The sequence below is a fragment of the Sphingopyxis sp. genome (assembly GCF_050725615.1).
GTDB lineage: Bacteria > Pseudomonadota > Alphaproteobacteria > Sphingomonadales > Sphingomonadaceae > Sphingopyxis.
The window spans coordinates 21,016-39,205 of record NZ_JBOHHU010000033.1 but is presented as its reverse complement, the minus strand read 5'-3'; the positions used below and the strand labels follow the sequence as shown (position 1 = coordinate 39,205).

Below are 18,190 nucleotides of genomic sequence, written 5' to 3'. Positions count from 1 at the left end.
GGCCTGCGCAACTACGCCCTACGGGCTCCGCTGCGCAGGCCATTGCTTACACCGCGCTCATGCGCAACAAAGCTGCTGGGCTCTAATCCCCGCTGGTGGAAACCAGGGGGTCACGTCAATTAGAATGATCGGCTGCACTTCGGGCTGGGTTGCCGATTCTAATCGGAGCAATAATCAAGCTCGGAATCGCTGACGTTTGACGGTCGATACGATCGCCAAATATGTGGTAGCCGGGCTTGGAGGCAAATATTGGGGCGCGCGGTATGGGGATGGCTGTGTTCGGTAAGACCTATCGATCGATAGCATATTTGGCGGCGTTTGGGATTGCCCTGAGCAGTGGATCGGCGTGGGCCAGCCCTTCCTTCCAAATTGCTGAAGGCGAGGTGATCAAGTCTAGCTGCGTCGGCACGTCGCCCGCCGTAAATTTGACGGTCGTACCTTCGGGCCTTGATCCCCGACAGAATTACGAGATTTGGGTAACGGAGTCCTTCAGCGATTTCGTGTCTCGCATCGGCAAGGCTAAGCTTGAAGCAAGTGCAAGCATCTTTACCGGCCGGCAAAGGAGAGCTCAGTATCGGCTCGAGGATGTCTGGCCCGGTGAATATGACATCGTCCTCATCGACAAATCCCGAAAAGATTCTGCGGGCCGGCCGGTTGCCGTTTCCATGCGGCGGCTCAGTGTAAAACCTCCAGCGGTAGACGTGCGCCTGCCTCAACACGTCCAAGGAAATGTGCCGTTCGAAGTTGATGTAAAGCACCTTGTCGGGCCGGCAAGGCTAAGCCCATTCATCCTTGAGGTTCGGCCGCGCGGGGTCTCCGACCGCGATGCAGAAACGAAAGCACTTCGAGTTGCCAACATTCCCCGCTGCGCTTCGATGACGATCAAGCTGCGAGGCCTTGCTGCTGGCACCTATGACCTCAACATTTATCAATACCAGGCCGTGAAGCGGTCCAATTCCCTATTTCAAAAATCCTTCGAGGTGGGAGGCTCGTCGAAATCTTCTCCGCCGCCAAGCAACGGATCCAAACCGGCTGCTCCTGGGTCCAAACCACACCTCTCTGCGCCGATGCGTCCAGGGGACGGACATTCAGCGTTCCAATTGATATTCCCGTTGGACTGCGCGGATGCGGCCTGCAGCCTTCGCTACGATGCCGGAGCATGGACGCACGGCATGATGACATCGATCCTTGACCATTCGATGAAGCAGGGCGGCAACGGATATTGGCAATATGGCAGCCAGGCAAAAGGAAGCGCTGACCGGGTAATCGTTGCAGCCGACGGATCCAAATTCTCCGGCCGCGTGAAGCCTGGAGATGAAACCTGTGTCTCTGGTGCATTCGGAACGACGGCCAGCAACGGTTTGAATCTCTCCAAACTGATCAATGATGGCGGCTGCGGACCCGGCTTTGTGTCGTATGACGAACATCCCGGCTATGATTTCCACGCAGGGTCCGGTTCGGAAGTTCGCGCTGCGGCGGGCGGGACTGTCCTCGGAGGGCAAGGCTGCATTCTCGCCAACATGGGGTACAGCTGCCGCGAATGGGGGTTCGTCGGCATCGATCACGGCAATGGCTATGTGACGCAATACGGACATTTGAGCGAGATACGCGTTGTGCCAGGCCAGACGGTCGAGAAGGGAGATCCTATTGGCTTGTCCGGCAATACGGCACCCGTAAACCTAGGGCCGCATTTGCATTTTGAAGTGCTGTATCGCTCGGACGGCGGCTACCTGATCGTGGATCCATATGGTTGGAATGGACCCGGGATAGACCCGCTCTACAGTGCCCCGAAGATCCAGCCCAAAACGCTTTGGGCGCCTCGCTCAGCCCCTTGATATGCCTCAACGGGCGCCACGCCGCATTCGTGGGATGCCAGACGACTTTGGCTAACTACCGGAGAATGGAGTATGCCACGACATCGTTGTATCCCCGAAGCACTTCATCGATCGCAGACAATCGTTCACCTCGGGCTTCATGGATGGCGAGACTCGCGCAGTCTGGGCTCGTCAGTTCCGGTTGGTCAGCTTAGGGAGCCTAAATGGCATTGACACATCTCTTCCCTAGCTCGTCGCGAGACGAGTGGCCGAGACTTTTCCTGCGACGACGGCCGCTCCTGTGACGAGGGCCGCAAGATGCCAGAGCTTAGCCCTGTCATTTTGGTTCTCGGCGCATGAGGACGGAATAACACATCGCCCGAATGTAGGGCCGATCTGCCGCGCCCTAAATTGGCCCGCCCCTCTAGGTCGCAGCGAGGGGCGGGTTAGCGCTGGTATGAAGCGCGGCGATAAATGTTCGGTGAAGATTTCCAAAAAAGCCGCGTATTGGATCGTGGCCTTTCCGGCATTTCCCATGCTCTCCCCTTTAGCCTTCACGGGAAATTGTGGAAGGCTCAAGGTCTCAGAAAGAATCTATCGCAGTAGAGGAAATGCCAACTGCGTCGGACGAGGAGCGCGGGCCTTGCCAACTTAGTCAGCGGGCCTCATGCTGATGCAAGGGGGCGCTTCGCAAGCGAATCAAACGGACAAGAGTAAGCGCTCTGGCGAGTTTGATCGCGACCTTCGTGCGGCGCGTGGTAGGGGGCAAAGATGATGGTCAAGCGCGCAGCGTTGTTTTCGGCACTGATATTTTCGCTGTGCTCGTGTGGCGACCCCAATGCTCTTACCGAAGATCGCATCTCTGAAATCATTGCCGACGAAGTGCGCCTGAATCCTTGCATTCAATTTTTTGGCGATGGGCCATTGTTTGCGGAAGCGCATGTCAACGGCGCCAGAGTGGAGATGGCCGACTTCCTGAAAGCCAATGAACCGTTTCCGGTGACCGTTGCCATTGGCGGGTTTGACAATGTTACTGCGCCACGATTTCAGGAATTTGAAGCTGCAGGGCTGCTGGCCTCGAAATTGGAAGGCGAGCAAACTGGTACGATGGGCGGGCCGGTCCAGTATCGGAGGTACGATCTTACCGAGCGCGGACGCGCGCTATATCAGCTCGGCGAAAAAAGGGAATTCCGCGATCGTCCGGCACGGAAGAATCCCTTGTTCTGCGCAGGCAAGGGTCAGGTCGCTGAGATCGTCAATTTTGTGATCCCGGCCGAAGGCCAGAACACAACACAAGTCACGATCCGCTGGAACACGGTGGATGACAAGGGCAATGTGATCGATGCGCTGCCAGGTGATCCATGGTCAAAAATTGGCAGTTACAGAAGCGACCGACTTCCATTGGAGGGCGAAGGCAGCGCGATGCTTACCCTGACCAACAATGGCTGGGAACTGCTGAACTAATGACATCTATCTCGCCAAAAGATGGGGGTGGCGATGAAGAATTTTATCCGAGTTGCAGCATTTGCCATCGCCTGCGGAATTTCGTTTCATGCGGCAGAAGCGCAGCAAAGGCCGCTGACTGCCAGTGAGGTCGTGAAAGGCGGCCAAGTTGGGAAGTTCGAGCACGGCACCTACCCTTCACTGGGCAACATGACTCACCCCGGCGTGGATATCGTCGGCGATTGCGGAAGCCCGATTAGCGCCTGGCAAGCGGGTACCGTAATCGACGTTGTCTCCGATTCCACCGATCGAAACTTTAACAGCCTTGGCTACATGGTGATGATTGACCACGGCACATGGTCATCGGTGGGCAAGCGCACCTTCTCGCTTTATTTGCACCTACAAAGCGCGCCTAAGTTGGACGAGCGCACAGATCTCGCTGTCGGCACCAAAGTTGCGCGGGGAGACCGGATCGGAAAGGTCGGGCGGACTGGCGTTGCCACCGGATGCCATTTGCATTTTGAGGTGCGGCATTTTGCGAGCCGTCTTCACCCTGATTGGCTCAACATCTACGGAAAAGGGGATAAACGGCAATCCGCAGAATTTCTGGCTGACTGGGCGGATCCCAAGGTCGCGACATTTGGGAAGAACGCGCTAATCATTCCCAAATTAGAAAGCGCAGAGATCGAGGATGTACGTGCCTGGGTAACGTCCGCAGCCAATGTCCGCAGCCAGCCCTCGACGGCCGGTTCACAAGTTCTTGCAACGCGCGGCGAGGGGTCGCTCATTTACGGAAGCTGGGTAAACGGGGACGACGGAAAGTCACGTTGGCTGAAGGTCGAGCTGGCGGCGATGGAAGTTTATTCGCCCCTCGGGCCGTTCGGTTATGTGTGGGAAGGCAATCTTCGACCTGACAATATTGCTGAGACCGTGCCAGTTCCAAAGGCGAACACGCCCAAGGTCGCTCTTCCGCCTTCCACGCAAATGCCCGGACTACGCACCGGTGCCTATGTCGCGTTTCCCACGCGCTGCGCCCAGGCATCAAACGCTACTCTTGAATGGTGGAATGGCCAGTTCTTCTCGGGAGGCCGTAAACATCCCGCCTATCCTCGTGCCGTCGGCCCGGCTCAGCCAAACGGCTCTCAGCCCTTCGTCGCAGACGTAAAGGGATGGGAAGATAATAAAACCTATCGCGTCAATTTTCTTGTTCTGAGCCAAAGCATGTATGAACGCGATGGCTTGCGCTATTCTCACTGTTCCGAAGCACGGCTGCCGCCGACGTGGCGCGATTCAACGCCGCCGCAAACTGTTGCGCAAGTTCCTGACTCGGTGCCAGCCGAGCAAGCCCGATTAGCCCCCGTGACACCCAAGGAGTTTAAGGAGTGGCAAGGAAACGGTGATTCCTATGGCTATCTCTGTACCGTTCGTGTGGCAGGCAGCCCGCTGGCGCTACGGTCAACACCGGCGGGACGGCAGGTTGCATCCCTACCTAATGGCGAGATGTTCGTTCTCTTGGACGTTCGGGTGACCCCGGATCGAGAGACCTGGTATCGGGCCGACCTCTTGAAGCGAGGCGGCGCTGGCTGGGTATCATCAAGATTTGTTACGTGCGATGCGATGCATTTTGACTAAAACCACGCGGACATTCGGTCGGGCCGGTCAATATGGATCGGGCGCAAGAGGGCGGTATCTGGCCTCGTTAGGGGAATCATTCTTCGGGGTGCGCTGCGCGATTTAGCTGCGACAAACTGCTACCTGAACGTGTAGATGCTGTACGGCCCATCGACGCGGAGCTCGTCTGACAGGTGGATTGAGACGGCGATCACGGCAATCCGCGGCTCTGAATTCGAGATTAATTCAATTTGCGATCAGCTGGTCGCAGTTCAGCGCGCTCTCGAAATAGATGGTCGGCGGCACGTCGAGATGATCGGGGTCGGACGTTTCAAACGACCGGCCATCGGCTGACGGCATAACCCTCAATCTTGAAACATAGCGCTGCCCCTCACCCTCCATGTCTAGGGTGACGAGGTAGTCAGAACCTTCTTGGGTCACTGATCGGACGCGCCCGATGGCTTCGTAGAATTGGATCTTGTCGGGCGTGACCAAAATTTCCAGGTCCGAGCCGACCCCATTGCAGCTCTCTTTCGTCGACCAGCGACCGGTGAGATAATCGGGCAGTTTGCCTTGCGATTGAACATTGGGCGGTGGCTGTGTAGGAAGAGCCGGTGCCTGCTGGGCGTTCGGCCCTGAATTGACGGAAGACAGGTCGGACGACTGATCTATTTCCTCGGACGATCCGCCGCCGCTTGCAAAATTGGTTGCCTGATAAATCATCAGCACCACCAGAACGCCGAGGCCAATCAGCGTGAACAATACTCGACGGGCGAGGATCGCGCCGCCCAGATTCTGCGCCTGGCCCTTCACACCCAGGATCAATGTGGCGACGTGAAGCACCGTGGGCACCAATGGAACCCAGTTGAGGCCCGGCATCAGATCAAACAGCGCCGCTATGCCGGGAAGAACCGGTAGCCAGTTTTTGCCGATGGCGCCGCCGCGGATCCAACTGATAGCGGCCAAAAGATATAGGCAGATCAGATGGAGCCAGAACTGCGGGAGAGCTCCCGCCCCCGCTGCTACGCCCACGCTGTTCAGCAAGGCCGAGTTCGAACCAAAATACGGCAGCACGTAGGTTGGAACCATCAATAGCGCATAAGCGAAAAAGAAGATGACCGGATTGACCAGCATTGCCGCCGGCAACGCAAGGGGCGCAGAAGCAGTGGATGCCTGCGAGATGTCGGCAGGAGCAATCGCAGGAGGATCCACGGACGCGGAGGTCGGGCTTTCCTCAACCGAGGGGAGCGGCACTCCGCAATTCTGACAGAAACGATTTGTGGCCGGAACCGCCGCACCACATTGCCCGCAATATTTGGTCAATTCACGCCCCCCATCCGCGAAATTGCTCGCCTGCCTTTCGATCTGGCAAATTCTCCATCTTATTGCACGTCTTGAATTTGTTACCGTCAGCATGGAGCTAAAGCGGCCGAAGCAGTTCCTTGAGATGTGAAGCCGCGTGCCGAGTGCCGAGCCTACACGCCCCAACGTCAGGGCGATCACGCTGGCGTCTTCCATAATCATTCCGATGCGGGTGCTGATCTGGGTGATTAGATCTGAGGTTTCTTGGTCCATGTGTGTGAACACGCTCTCGTGACGCACAGAAGTCCAGACGCAGCTTTTGCTCCGTCGGCGATTAAATCATTCGACTTCTCAGGCACCGCAAGCATTGGTCCGACGGCGCCTGCACGAACGCGCTTCGCTCCGATCCCCAAGGATCCGGAGCCTGAGCCGGTGGGGCCGGCATAAGGCTGCGCCCCACCGGAGACTGAACATGACCGACCAGACGACCCAGGCCGCCGAAGAGCCTGCTGCACGCCCCGCGACCACCAAGGCCGCGACAGTGCAGAAGCTGCTTTGCCGGAATAAGGGGGCGACCCTTCCCGAGATCACGAACACGACGAGCTGGCAGCCGCATAGCGCCCGCGCCTTCCTTACCGGCCTGCGCAAGAAGGGCTTCAAACTCATCCGAGAATGCCGCCCGAGCGGCGATACCTGCTGGCGCATCGAGCGCTGAGATGATCGGCATTGATAATCAACTGGCTGAGCTGGCGACCATGTCGCCGGCTCAGCTCCGCACCGAATGGCGCAAGGCCCATAAGGGCCGCACGATGCCAGCCGGGCTTGGTCGCGACCTCGCCAGCAGGGCACTGGCATGGCGTGTGCAGGAACGCATCAGCGGCGGCCTCACACCCGCAACTCTCCGGCAGCTCAGCCGCTTAGCCCAGCAGCTGGAAAATGGCGGCGAGCTCGATATCGCGCGCGAGGTCCGCCTCAAGCCGGGGACCCGGCTGGTGCGACACTGGCATGGCGAGCCCTACACCGTCCTGGTGCTTGAGGATGGGTTCCAGTTCCAGGATCGCCACTATCGCTCGCTGACCCCGATTGCCCGCGAGATCACCGGCGCGGCCTGGTCTGGTCCGCGCTTCTTCGGGTTGAAGGGACCGACCCATGCGTGACGGCAAGCCGGTACGCTGCGCCATCTACACCCGCAAATCGACCGAAGAGGGTCTGGAGCAGGCGTTCAACAGCCTCGATGCACAGCGCGAGGCCTGCTCCGCCTATATTGCCAGTCAGCGACATGAAGGATGGGTGCTGGTTCCCGACCTATATGATGATGGAGGTTATTCCGGCGGCAATATAGATCGGCCGGGTCTGCAGCATCTGCTCGCCGACGTCGGGGCGGGCAAGATCGATGTTATCGTCGTATATAAGGTCGATCGACTCACTCGCAGCCTCGCGGACTTCGCGAGGATCGTTGATGTGCTGGACCAGCAAGGTGCATCATTCGTCAGCATCACGCAGGCGTTTAACACGACGACGAGCATGGGGAGGTTGACGTTGAACGTGCTGCTGTCGTTCGCCCAGTTCGAGCGCGAGGTGACTGGCGAACGCATCCGCGACAAGATTGCTGCCTCGAAGGCCCGCGGGATGTGGATGGGTGGCAATGTCCCGCTGGGATATGAGGTGCAGGACCGGAAGCTCGTGATCGTCCCTGACGACGCGGCCAAGCTGCAGATGATCTATGAGCAATATCTCGCCTTAGGTTCTGTTCGCGCCCTTGCGGGTCAGCTTGATACACAAGGGGTGCGCAGCAAGGTTCGGGTCAGCCGCACCGGCAAGACCTACGGCGGCGCCGCATTTAGTCGCGGTGCGTTATATCTGATGCTCAAGAACCGGACCTATCTCGGGGAGGTGAACTTCAAGGGCAAATCCTATCCCGGCGAGCATGTGGCGATCATCGAACCGGAACTGTTCGCGGCGGTGCAGACACTCCTCGCGCAGAACCGCAACAACAACGCCGATGGCGTGGGGCTAAAAGATCCGAGCCTCCTCGTCGGCAAGGTCTGGGATAATCTTGGACGACGTATGTCGCCCAGCCACACATCGCGGCGCACCAAGAGATATCGCTATTATGTCAGCGCGACCGAGATCGGGCAAAGCAAGGCACTGCGCGTTCCCGCCGGAGACTTGGAAGCGATCGTGATCGCCCAGCTTTGCCGATTGTTCGACGAGGATGATGTTCCGACCCAGCTGCTCTCCCTATCTACCGGCGACGGACTTGAGCGGAGGACTGCCATCGCGCGTTATGTCGAACGCGTGGACGTTTGCCCCGATCGGATCGACATAACATTCTCGGCAGAGATCCCGATTGCAGCAAGGTCTACGTCAATCCCAGCCGCACTTGTTAGTCGCGGGCGCGAGAAAAGAATAGCGGTCCCGCCAGATCAACAGCGGACGGCCCAGCGGGACCCTGCGCTGATAAAGCTGGTCGTCAAAGCGCACATGGCGCGTGAAGCGCTCGCGCTCGCTGGCGAGCGATCGGTCGCGGAGGTTGCATCGGCCCACGGATATACGAAGGACTATTTTGGTGTGCTGGTCCGCATCGGGTATCTCGCGCCCGACATTGTCACAGCGATATTGGATGGTCGCCAGCCGGCTCACTTCAACCGCCAGCGGTTGGCGCGCGCTACGAATCTTCCGATCGAATGGCAGCGTCAGCGCGAGATGCTCGGGTTCGGCTGAGACCGCCCGCAGATGCGCAACTGATGCGCATCGCATCGCCCGACTGCCAAAACCCCCCACAGAGAATATCGGTCGAACGAGCGTCATGCGGCAGGTCGAAATCGTCTCCCGGCACGGTCGTTAGAAATGGCGTCGCCGGATACCCGCAGAACTCCGGGATTGACAGGCGCAATCAGACTGACTGCAAATCTCGTAGCCAAAGACTTAGAAAAGTGGTGCCCGGGGACGGATTCGAACCGCCGACACTGCGATTTTCAGTCGCATGCTCTACCAACTGAGCTACCCGGGCACGGGCCTCGCGAAGCCGACCGGCCCGCTGGCGAGCGGCGGCTATAGGCAGGGTGCCGCGTCCTGTCCAGCACCTTTGTTGCAGGTTTTTTGCCACCTATTCGTCGGTGAAACTATCCTCGTCGGCGGTGCCGTCGGCGGGCTGGTCGACGGGCACGCGATAGCCCTCGCCGAACCAGTTCAGCAGGTCGCGGTCGCGGCAGCCGCGGCTGCAAAAGGGTTTATGTTCCTCGGCGCGCGGCTGGCCGCATAGCGGACAGGCACGCGGCCGGGCGGCTGGTTTACTGGGCATGGCCCGATCCTTTGACTTGGGCATCGGCGATGAGTTCGACCGGGCGGCCCGTCCGCTTTTGCAGCATGTCGACCCAGTGCGGCTGGCCGCCGATATGATCGACGACGGCAGGCCGCGCGGTCAGTTTCAAAACCCCTGTCCCCAGCGCGCGTTCCGCCTGGCGCAGCAACAACGCCCCGTCGGTCGCAACCGGATCGAGGCGAATCTGCTCGATCAGCGACGGACGCACGCGGCGGCGGATGATCTGCATCAACCCGAATCCGTTGACCGCCGTACGCTCGAAAGGCTGCGGCAACAGCGCGTCGATCAGCGCGTCGATGGCGTGCCGGTCGGCGCGTCCCGACAGCGACGGAAAATCGATGCCGATCGATCCGCCGATGTCGCAGCAGCGAATCACGCCGACCGCCGCAGCGGCGCCGGCTCGCGCCAGCGCCAACGGATCTCCGTCGCCGTCGATATCGATCAGCACCATCGCCGGGGTCGCGTCGACCCACAGCGCGCCGCCGTCGAACCGCCAGTGACCGCGTTGGACCTGCGCGATGACCTCGGACCAGCCCGCCTCTTCGAGGCGGTCCGGCCCGGGGCCGAACAGGTCGACGACTCTGACGCCAGTCGCGGCGACGCGCGCGCGCAAATCGGGGCCCGGACCGACTTCGGCGTCGGGATCGGCGATCCGTACCCGTCCCAGCTTGTCGCGGCCGCGCTCCAGCAATCCGGTCCGGGTGGTTTCGACCGTCAGCCGCGACCCGATCGAGAGGCCGGGCGGCAATTTGGCCAGCGAGACGACCGGCTCACCCGGCGCGTCGAGCACGACCAGCGGTCGCTTTCCCGCTTCGAGCAGCCGCGCGAATTGGACGGTGCCGACCGGCGGCCCTTCGTCGTCACGTTCAATCCGGGCCTCGACGATCCGGCCATCCTCGACCAACGCGGCGCGCGCTTCGCCGATCCCGGCCTCATAGAGCCACTCAGCCAAGCGGAACGCCCGCGCTGCTGAGCAGGCTGCGCGTTTCGAACAGCGGCAGGCCGACGACGTTCGAATGGCTGCCCGAGAGGAAGCGGACAAAGCTCTCAGCGCGGCCCTGGATCGCATAGCCGCCCGCCTTGCCCATGCCTTCGCCGCATTCGACATACCAGTCGATCTCGGCGGCGCTCAGCACCTTGAAGGCGACGATGGTGTCGGCGACGCGGACGCGCGGCTTGCCGTCCATGCCGACGACGCAGACCCCCGACCAGACATGATGTCGCCGCCCCGACAGCAGGCCGAGCATGCGGCGCAGGTCGGCCTCGTCGACGGGCTTTTCGAGGATGCGGCGTCCGACCGCGACCGTGGTGTCGCCCGCCAGCACCACCTCGTGCGCGGCGCGTTCGACCGCGAGCGCCTTCCCCTCCGCGAGCCGCGCGACATAGGCGCGCGGGAGTTCGCCTTTCAGCGGCGTTTCATCGATTTCGGGGGCCGCGATGCGCGCCGGGGTCAGGCCGATGCGCGCGAGCAGTTCCAGCCGGCGCGGCGACGTCGAGGCCAGCACCAGATCGGGCATGGGCGCGGGGCTATCCACCGCGCCGCTCACTTGAAGCGATAGGTGATCCGACCCTTGGTCAGGTCATAGGGGGTGATTTCAACGAGGACTTCGTCGCCGACGAGCACGCGGATGCGGTTCTTGCGCATCTTGCCGGCGGTGTGACCGAGAATCTCGTGGTCATTTTCCAGTTTGACGCGGAACATCGCGTTGGGAAGCAGTTCGACCACCTGGCCGCGCATTTCCAGAAGTTCTTCTTTGGCCATCAATCCTCAAGGGTCTCGAACAAATTGGGATGGGCGCCCATAGCGGCAAAAGCGCGCAATGGGAAGCCGTCTGTCACGCAACCAGCCGCAGTTTGCGCGCGATCCGCCAGCCGACGGTTTTGGCCCAGGCATAGCTCGGCCAGCGCGGCGGCATGGCGGGGTCGAGCCCCATGCGGCGCAGCGCCGCGTTGGCGGCATGCGCCTCGGACTCGCGATAGCTCCATTCGCTGCGCCAGGTGATCGACAGCGAGATCGACGGCGCGTCGCCATTGGCGACATAATGCGGCGCCATCACCGGCATCAGCACCGCATCGCCGGGAGCGAGCGGCACGGCTTGCTGGCCGCCCTCATAACCTTCCTGCCACGGCAGGTTGCGATGGCCGCCGGTGTGGTAGCGTTCATGCTCGCGGCGATGCGCAAAACGCTCGTCGCCCGACGGCCAGACGTTCATCACCTTGGTCCCGCGCAGTTGCAGCAGGATATTATGCTCGGGGTCGAAGTGGAACGGCGTGATCGATCCCGGCGAGGAAATGAAGATGAAGCCCTGCGGCGTCAGCATCGCGCCGGTCCGCGGGCTCACCACGGGTTCGAGTTCGCCGAGCAGCGTCATCAGCAGATCGCGATACGGCCCCTCGCTCTCGATATTCTTGAGCACCGCCCAGCTGCCATTGCTGTCGATGGTGCGGATCGTCTCGCCGATCGACAGGCCGTTCGAGGGAACGTCCTCGGGCAAGATGCCGATCGGGACATTGCCGGGGTTATATTCGACCTGGCTCGCGGGAAGGCTCTCGCCGAGCGCCGCCAGCGCGTCGAGCGACAGCAGCGGATGGTCGGGCAGCCGGTGGTGCAGCAGGCCCGCCCGTTGCGGATAGAGATTTTCCATCACCGCGAGCGTGTCGGACGGAAAAACGCGGGTGTCGATGGGCTGGTGCGCGGTCATGTCTGGTCCTCGGACGGGGCGGCGGGCTCGGGCCGCTTCCAGCGCCGCCACGCCCTTTCCGCCTTGCTGAGCATCGAAAAGCGCCAGCGGTCGCCGGTTCCGCCGAGCGGCACATTGACCCACACCAGCGCGCGGCGTTCGCGCCACACGCTGTCGATCATCGGATGACCCGGCGCGGCGCAACTGTCGACCCAGGCGATGCGGTCATCGTCCAGCAAGTCGAGATTGGCCTGTTGGAGCAGCACCCCGGGCGAGAAGCGCGCAAAATCCTCGTCGAACGCGGTCTTGAACGAAAAGCCGCCGGGCGGGCAGAGGAAGTTGACCAGCATCGCGAGCGGGCGGCCATCGAGGTCGAGCGCGCGCATGTCGAGCTTGCCCGCCGCCGCCGCACCCGAAAGGATGGCGCGGAACCAGGCCTCGGTCTCGCCATGGCTGGCGAGCGCCGATCCGGCGCGGCCCTTCCAGCCGCGCGCTTCGAGATCGAGGAAAGCGTCGATCCAGGGTTCGACGGGTTCGCTCGCCGACCAGCGGCGAAAGGCCACCGCGCCCTGTTCGGCCAGCCGGTTCGCCTGCCGCCGATGCTCCTTGCGCTTTTTCGCGCGCACCGCGCCGTCCCAATAGTCCTCGGGCGACAGCGAGCTTTCGAGCAGCGCGCGTTCTTCGCGGTGCACCGTCTCGGCCTCGCCGCCGCGTATCCGCGCGACGTCGACCAGCGCGCGGTGGAGCGGTCCGCCCTCGGTCAGGCGCGGCACATGGACCAGCGTCCTTGCCCAGGGCGCGGCATCGCACCAGCCGAGCAGGATCGACCAGAAGAGGCTTTCGAAGCCCGCCCGCACCAGCGGGAGCCCGAGAAAATGATTGGGATGCGACCAGCCGGTGACATGGCGCAGCGGCAGGCGGCCATAATGGGTCGCGGGGGCCAGCGGCATCACCCCGATCACCGGCCCGTCGGCGCCGTCCCGCACCATCACCAGCCGCGTCTGCCGTTCGGGATCGAGCAGGTGCAGCGCCGATTGCAGGCACCAGCGTTCGGCAAAGGGGTTCGGCTCGCTCGCCTCCTGCGCGACGGCATCCCACGCCGCAGCGAGCGGCGGCGACAGCGCGAGCGGATCGACGACGCGCACCGTCAGCGGCGCGGCGCTGGCGGCCATGGGCGTGCCGTCGACCGGAAAGGCGGGGTGGACCGTCATTGCGGCGAGGCTAGCAGCGAGGGGTTAAGATGAGGTGGCTGCAAACATAAGTCCCTCCCGCTTGCGGGAGGGGAGATTAAATCCCGAACAATTTCGCCAACGACTTTTCCAGCATGAAGAATTGCCAGATCAGCCGCCCATGGTCGCGCCGCCCGCTTTGGTGCGCGGTCACGATGCGTTCGATCTCGGCCATGTCGAACCAGCCCGAGCGCGCCAGCGTCGCCGACGTCGCCAACGCCTTCGCCTGTTCGACGAGCGGACCGCGGAACCAGTGCGAGACCGGGGTCACGAACCCCATCTTGGGCCGATAGAGGATGTCGTGCGGCAGGTAACGCTCCATCGCCTGCTTCAGGATCGCCTTGCCGGTGCCGCCCTTCACCCGCATCGACGCCGGCAGCGACGCGGCAAATTCGACGAGGCGATAGTCGAGCAACGGCTCGCGCGCCTCGAGGCTCACCGCCATGCTCATCCGGTCGGTCTTGGTCAAAATGTCGCCGGGCAGCCAGATTTTCAGGTCGGCATATTGCGCGCGGTCGAGCGGCTCGCGCGCGGGCGCATCGGCCATCGCCTGCCAATAGCGCGCCTCGGCGACATGATCGCCCAGCGCGTTTTTCGCCGCATCGTTGAACAGCCGCGCGCGCTGGCCGGGACCGGTCACGCCGACCGCCTCGGCATAGCCCTCCGCGCCGCTCTTCGACAGGCTGGCGAGCGTCGCGCGCGCGCGCAAGGGGCGCGGCGCCCAATCCATCTGCGGCCACACCTTCGCCAGCGGACCGAGGAGATTGCGCCGCAACACCCCGGGGATCAGCCCGCGCAGCTTTTCCTCCTGATGCTGGAACACCAGCCGGCGATAGCCCGCGAACGCCTCGTCGGCGCCATCGCCCGACAGCGCGACGGTGACCTCTTCGCGCGCGAGTTCACAGACGCGATAGGTCGGCAGCGCGCTCGCGTCGGCGAAGGGTTCGTCGAACATGTCGGCGACCGTGTCGATCAAAGCGAAATCGCTCGCCGCGACGGTGCGGGTGCGGTGGTCGGTCGCGAAACGCTCGGCGACCACCTGCGCATAAGCGGTCTCGTCGAGCGCCGCCTGGTCGAAGCCGATGGTGCAGGTCTTGACCGCCTTGCTGCTCGCCTCGGCCATCAGCGCGACGACCGCGCTCGAATCGACCCCGCCCGACAGGAAGGCGCCGAGCGGCACGTCGGCCACCATGCGGTCGGTCACCGCCGCGCGCATCAGGTGCGTCAGATGCTCGGCCGCCTCGCCTTCGCTGGCGCGGATGCGTTTCGAGAAATCGGGCGCCCACCAGCAGTTCGGCGGCGGCACCGGCTTGCCGCGCTCGAGCAGCAGATAATGGCCGGCGGGGAGCTTCTGCACCCCCGCGACGATGCAATTGTCGTCGGGGACATAGCCAAGCGCGAGGAAATCCTCGATCGCCGACAGGTTCGCATCCTGCCGCAGCAGCGGGTGGCGCAGCAGCCCCTTGAGTTCGGACGCGAACGCCAGCGACCCGTCGGACAGCCGCGCATGGTGGAGCGGCTTCACCCCCAGCCGGTCGCGCGCCAGGAACAGGCAGCCGCGATGATGGTCGTGGAGCGCGAAGGCGAACATGCCGTTGAGCCGCGACAGGCATTCGACGCCCCATTGCCGCCAGGCCGCGATGATCACTTCGGTATCGCCGCTGGTGCGGAAGCGGTGGCCGCGCTCCTCCAGTTCGGCGCGCAACTCGCGGAAATTATAGATTTCGCCATTATAGCTGAGCGTCACCGCTTCATCGTCGCTCGCCATCGGTTGCGGGCTGCCCGCGATGTCGATGATCGACAGGCGCAAATGGCCTAGGCCGACGCCCGGCGCGGTCCACACGCCGGTGCCGTCGGGGCCGCGATGGCTCATGGGATGGAGCATCGCGCGCAGCCGCGCCGGGTCGACCGGCTTTGCCGTGTCCAGATGATAAAGGCCCGCGATCCCACACATATTCGGTGCGGCTCTAGCGCAGTTTTAGCGCGCGGTCAGCCATCGCCTGCGCTCCGCCCGACGCGGAAACGAAATCGGCGATCGCTTTCGTCCCGCCCCGCCCCTCCTCAGCCGAGACGATCAGCGACAGGGCGCGGGGATCGCCGCCGAGCAGACGCGCCTTCAATCCTGCGAGTTTTGCAGCGCGCGGACTGCCGGTGACCGCGCCATCGACGACATAAAAGGTCGCGGCGTCGCGCAGCACCGGGCCGGGGTGGAGCAGTCTTTCGGTCTTGCCGCCGTCGATGGCGGGCAGCGCCGCGCTCCACGCCCATTGGCTGTCGGGATCGATCGCGCCCTGCCCATAGCCGACGATCTCACGCCCTTCGGCTTGCCGCACATAACCGCCGATCGCGACCGCGACGCGGCGTCCCTTGCCATCAACGAAATGGCGGAGCCACAGCTGGTCGGCGCCATCGAAGCGCGGCGCCCACGCAGTACCTTCGCCGCGCGTCTCGGTCCACCCGGCGGGCACGGCGATCGCCATCTTCGCCGGCAGCGGCGCCTCACGCGCCCCGACCAGCGCGGCCCAGCCGGCGAACAGCAAAGGCAACGCCAAGGCAGCAGGCAGAACCGCGCGCGCCGGACCGGCGAAACGCGGCGCTCCATCCAGCCCAGCGACATCGATCGCGACATCATGGGCGGGCCGGTCGAACCAGCGCCGCGCCACCAGCATCACCAGCGCGATCACCACGCCAAAGAAGATCCAGCCATAAAAGATATGGTCGATCCCGCCCGCCGCCTCGATCCCCCAGATTTCGGCCGCGACCATCGTGCCCCAGGCACGCAGCGCATTGGCGAGGACCGTCGTCGCGAGTGCGCCCGCGACAAAGACGATGCGCCGGGTCCAGCTGCGAAAACACAGATGCGCGGCAAAGGTCGCGTAAGCGAACATCGCGATCAGGAAACTGATCCCCGAACATTCCTCGGCGACCTCGAAGAAACCCGCACGGGTGGTGATGAACACCCCCTCCATCTGCGCGTCGAGCCCGACCAGATGGAGCAGGACGATGCTGATATGCGCGGTCAGCGTCTGGAGCAGCGGCACGAGTTCCTCGCCGAACGGCACGAGCAGCAGCGCATAAGCGAGCGGGAAGAGCAGCCCGCGCACCAGCTTTTCGCCGAGCGTCGCCGCGACGGCGCCCTGCAGCATCAGCACCAGTCCAAGCTGGCGGAACAGCCCGACCCCGGCGGCCTCGCCGACCAGCCACACCAGCCCAGCCCCCGCGATCCAGATCAGCGCCGGCCACCAATAGGCGGGCGTCAGCGGGCGCAGCAACGCGGCGCGCTGCGACACCAGCCAGCCGATCATCGGCACCATCAGCAGGCAGTGGGTGAAGGTCGAGCTGTGCCACCAGATGCCCGCCATGTCGGCGGCGTCGCGGTGAAAGAGCGCCAGGATCGCCGCCGACAGCCCGGTCAAGGCGACGAGGTGCGCCTGCCAGCGGGTCCAGCTTTTCGGTTGGGTCAGGTTGCGTGCGCCCGTCCTCATGCGGCAAGCCCGAGCAACTGTCCGAGCGGCGCAAGGCGCGCATCCCAGCCGTAGCGCGCGATCATCTGTGCGCGGGCGGCTTGTCCCATCGCCCGCGCGCGATCGCGGTCGTCGAAAAGCGAGCACACCGCAGCCGACATGGCATCAGCCCCGTCGGCGACGAGCAGATGCGTGCCCGCCTTCGCATCGATGCCCTCCGCTGCGGCGGCACTCGCAACCACCGGCCGCGCCATCGCCATCGCTTCGAGCAACTTGTTCTGGATGCCGCGCGCGAGCAGCAACGGCGCGACCACCGCATCGGCGGCGGCGAGCCAGGGACGCACGTCGGGCACCTCGCCGGTGACGATCACGCCGGGCAGGCTGGCGAGCGCCTTGACCTCGTCGGTCGGCGCGCGGCCCACGATCGCGAAGCGCGCGTCGCGATGATGGCGGCGGATCAGCGGCAATATATCGGTGGCGAACCAGCGTACCGCGTCGATGTTGGGGCGATAGTCCATCTGGCCGGTGAACACCGCCAGCGGGCCCCCGCCCTGCCCTATCGGCGCAAAGGCCAGCGCGGGATCGAATGTGTCGGTGTCGATGCCATTCTCGACCGCACGGACATGCGCCTCGCCGAGACCGCTTCGGTCGCGGAACAAGGTCGCCTCGGCGGTGCTGACGAACAGGCTGGCATCGACACGCCCCGCGACCTCGGCCTCATAATCGCCCAAACGCTGCGCCTCGCGCGCATGGACCCAGTGCAGCGGCTGGCGCTTGTCCTGCGCGGCGTAGGTCGCGAACTTGGCCGAATCGACGTCGACGAAGTCCATGACGACGGGGCCGTCGAAATCGGCGGGCAGATATTGCGCCATCTGGCCCGAGAAGGCGACGATATGGCTGATGTCGCCGTGGCGGATCAGGCCGCCGACATGGCGCGCCAGCGCCGCGTTGCGGAACAATCGGTTCGACACCGGCTCGGCGAGCAGCACCGCCTGCGCCAGCGCCAGCGGGCGCGAGACGTTGCGCACCTCGATGGCGAGGCTGGCGCAGAGCGGCGCCATTTTTACGCGCGCCACCTCGGCCTCGGCGTCATTGTCGGCGAGCGCCGCGACATGGACGGGGGCGAGTTTCGCCAGCGCCTCGAACATATGCCAGCTGCGGATGCGGTCGCCGCGGTCGGGAGGCCAGGGCGCGCGGTGAACGAGGAACAGGATCTCGGCCATCAATGCACTCCCGCCATTAAATAGGGACAGTCCCTATTTAATGGCGACCAGTCGGCGCGATCGTGCGCGCAGCTTTCCATTAAATAGGGACTGTCCCT

The 18,190-nt window shown here is 63.4% G+C and carries 16 protein-coding genes and 1 tRNA gene; 6 read left to right on the top strand and 11 right to left on the bottom strand.

Going from position 1 to position 18,190, the window contains the following annotated elements; genetic code table 11:
* Positions 1-275: 275 nt before the first annotated feature.
* From ACREB7_RS09865 to ACREB7_RS09855, 3 genes are all read left to right on the top strand, one after another.
* Complete coding sequence (locus ACREB7_RS09865) at positions 276-1,835, top strand: M23 family metallopeptidase (RefSeq protein WP_431592097.1); 1,560 nt, start codon at positions 276-278, stop codon at positions 1,833-1,835.
* Positions 1,836-2,585: 750 nt separating this feature from the next.
* On the top strand, positions 2,586-3,278 hold the full coding sequence (locus ACREB7_RS09860) for a hypothetical protein (protein WP_431592096.1): 693 nt from the start codon (positions 2,586-2,588) through the stop codon (positions 3,276-3,278).
* Positions 3,279-3,311: 33 nt separating this feature from the next.
* Entirely contained in the window at positions 3,312-4,889 is a 1,578-nt protein-coding gene (locus tag ACREB7_RS09855; protein WP_431592095.1) for a M23 family metallopeptidase, read from the top strand.
* A 225-nt stretch (positions 4,890-5,114) separates the two neighbouring features.
* On the opposite strand, the gene ACREB7_RS09850 is transcribed toward ACREB7_RS09855, so the two are convergent.
* Positions 5,115-6,443: a zinc ribbon domain-containing protein gene (locus ACREB7_RS09850; RefSeq protein ID WP_431592094.1), complete on the bottom strand. Its 1,329-nt coding sequence runs from the start codon at positions 6,441-6,443 to the stop codon at positions 5,115-5,117.
* A 199-nt stretch (positions 6,444-6,642) separates the two neighbouring features.
* On the opposite strand from ACREB7_RS09850, the gene ACREB7_RS09845 reads away from it, so the two are divergent.
* The 3 genes from ACREB7_RS09845 to ACREB7_RS09835 are packed head-to-tail and all read left to right on the top strand — an operon-like array spanning position 6,643 to position 8,894.
* A complete protein-coding gene (locus ACREB7_RS09845; RefSeq protein ID WP_431592093.1) occupies positions 6,643-6,885 on the top strand; it encodes a DUF3489 domain-containing protein in 243 nt (80 codons plus the stop codon).
* A gap of 1 nt (position 6,886) precedes the next feature.
* Entirely contained in the window at positions 6,887-7,327 is a 441-nt protein-coding gene (locus ACREB7_RS09840) for a DUF2924 domain-containing protein (RefSeq protein WP_431592092.1), read from the top strand.
* Positions 7,320-8,894 carry a recombinase family protein gene (locus tag ACREB7_RS09835; RefSeq protein ID WP_431592091.1) on the top strand — a complete coding sequence of 525 codons (1,575 nt, stop codon included), beginning with the start codon at positions 7,320-7,322 and terminating at the stop codon, positions 8,892-8,894. The genes ACREB7_RS09840 and ACREB7_RS09835 overlap by 8 nt, the downstream gene beginning before the upstream one ends.
* Before the next feature lie 213 nt (positions 8,895-9,107).
* Here ACREB7_RS09835 and ACREB7_RS09830 read toward each other — a convergent pair.
* From ACREB7_RS09830 to ACREB7_RS09785, 10 genes are all read right to left on the bottom strand, one after another.
* A tRNA-Phe gene (locus ACREB7_RS09830) sits at positions 9,108-9,183 on the bottom strand.
* A gap of 96 nt (positions 9,184-9,279) precedes the next feature.
* On the bottom strand, positions 9,280-9,474 hold the full coding sequence (locus ACREB7_RS09825; protein ID WP_431592090.1) for a DNA gyrase inhibitor YacG: 195 nt from the start codon (positions 9,472-9,474) through the stop codon (positions 9,280-9,282).
* On the bottom strand, positions 9,464-10,447 hold the full coding sequence (locus ACREB7_RS09820; RefSeq protein ID WP_431592089.1) for a ribonuclease: 984 nt from the start codon (positions 10,445-10,447) through the stop codon (positions 9,464-9,466). Before ACREB7_RS09820 ends, ACREB7_RS09825 begins: the two co-directional genes overlap by 11 nt.
* Positions 10,440-11,012 (bottom strand): Maf family protein, encoded by a 573-nt coding sequence (locus ACREB7_RS09815; RefSeq protein ID WP_431592088.1) that lies wholly within the window; start codon positions 11,010-11,012, stop codon positions 10,440-10,442. The genes ACREB7_RS09820 and ACREB7_RS09815 overlap by 8 nt, the downstream gene beginning before the upstream one ends.
* A gap of 26 nt (positions 11,013-11,038) precedes the next feature.
* A complete protein-coding gene (gene infA / locus ACREB7_RS09810; protein WP_431592087.1) occupies positions 11,039-11,257 on the bottom strand; it encodes a translation initiation factor IF-1 in 219 nt (72 codons plus the stop codon).
* 73 nt (positions 11,258-11,330) lie between these two features.
* Entirely contained in the window at positions 11,331-12,197 is an 867-nt protein-coding gene (locus ACREB7_RS09805) for a cupin-like domain-containing protein (protein WP_431592086.1), read from the bottom strand.
* Complete coding sequence (locus ACREB7_RS09800) at positions 12,194-13,387, bottom strand: GNAT family N-acetyltransferase (RefSeq protein WP_431592085.1); 1,194 nt, start codon at positions 13,385-13,387, stop codon at positions 12,194-12,196. Before ACREB7_RS09800 ends, ACREB7_RS09805 begins: the two co-directional genes overlap by 4 nt.
* Positions 13,388-13,463: 76 nt before the next feature.
* The gene (locus ACREB7_RS09795) at positions 13,464-15,359 is read right to left on the bottom strand and encodes an XrtA/PEP-CTERM system amidotransferase (RefSeq protein ID WP_431592084.1); all 1,896 of its coding nucleotides are present in this window, start codon (positions 15,357-15,359) and stop codon (positions 13,464-13,466) included.
* Positions 15,360-15,372: 13 nt separating this feature from the next.
* Entirely contained in the window at positions 15,373-16,890 is a 1,518-nt protein-coding gene (gene xrtA, locus ACREB7_RS09790) for an exosortase A (protein ID WP_431592083.1), read from the bottom strand.
* Positions 16,887-18,092: a TIGR03087 family PEP-CTERM/XrtA system glycosyltransferase gene (locus ACREB7_RS09785; protein ID WP_431592082.1), complete on the bottom strand. Its 1,206-nt coding sequence runs from the start codon at positions 18,090-18,092 to the stop codon at positions 16,887-16,889. The genes xrtA and ACREB7_RS09785 overlap by 4 nt, the downstream gene beginning before the upstream one ends.
* Positions 18,093-18,190: the final 98 nt, after the last annotated feature.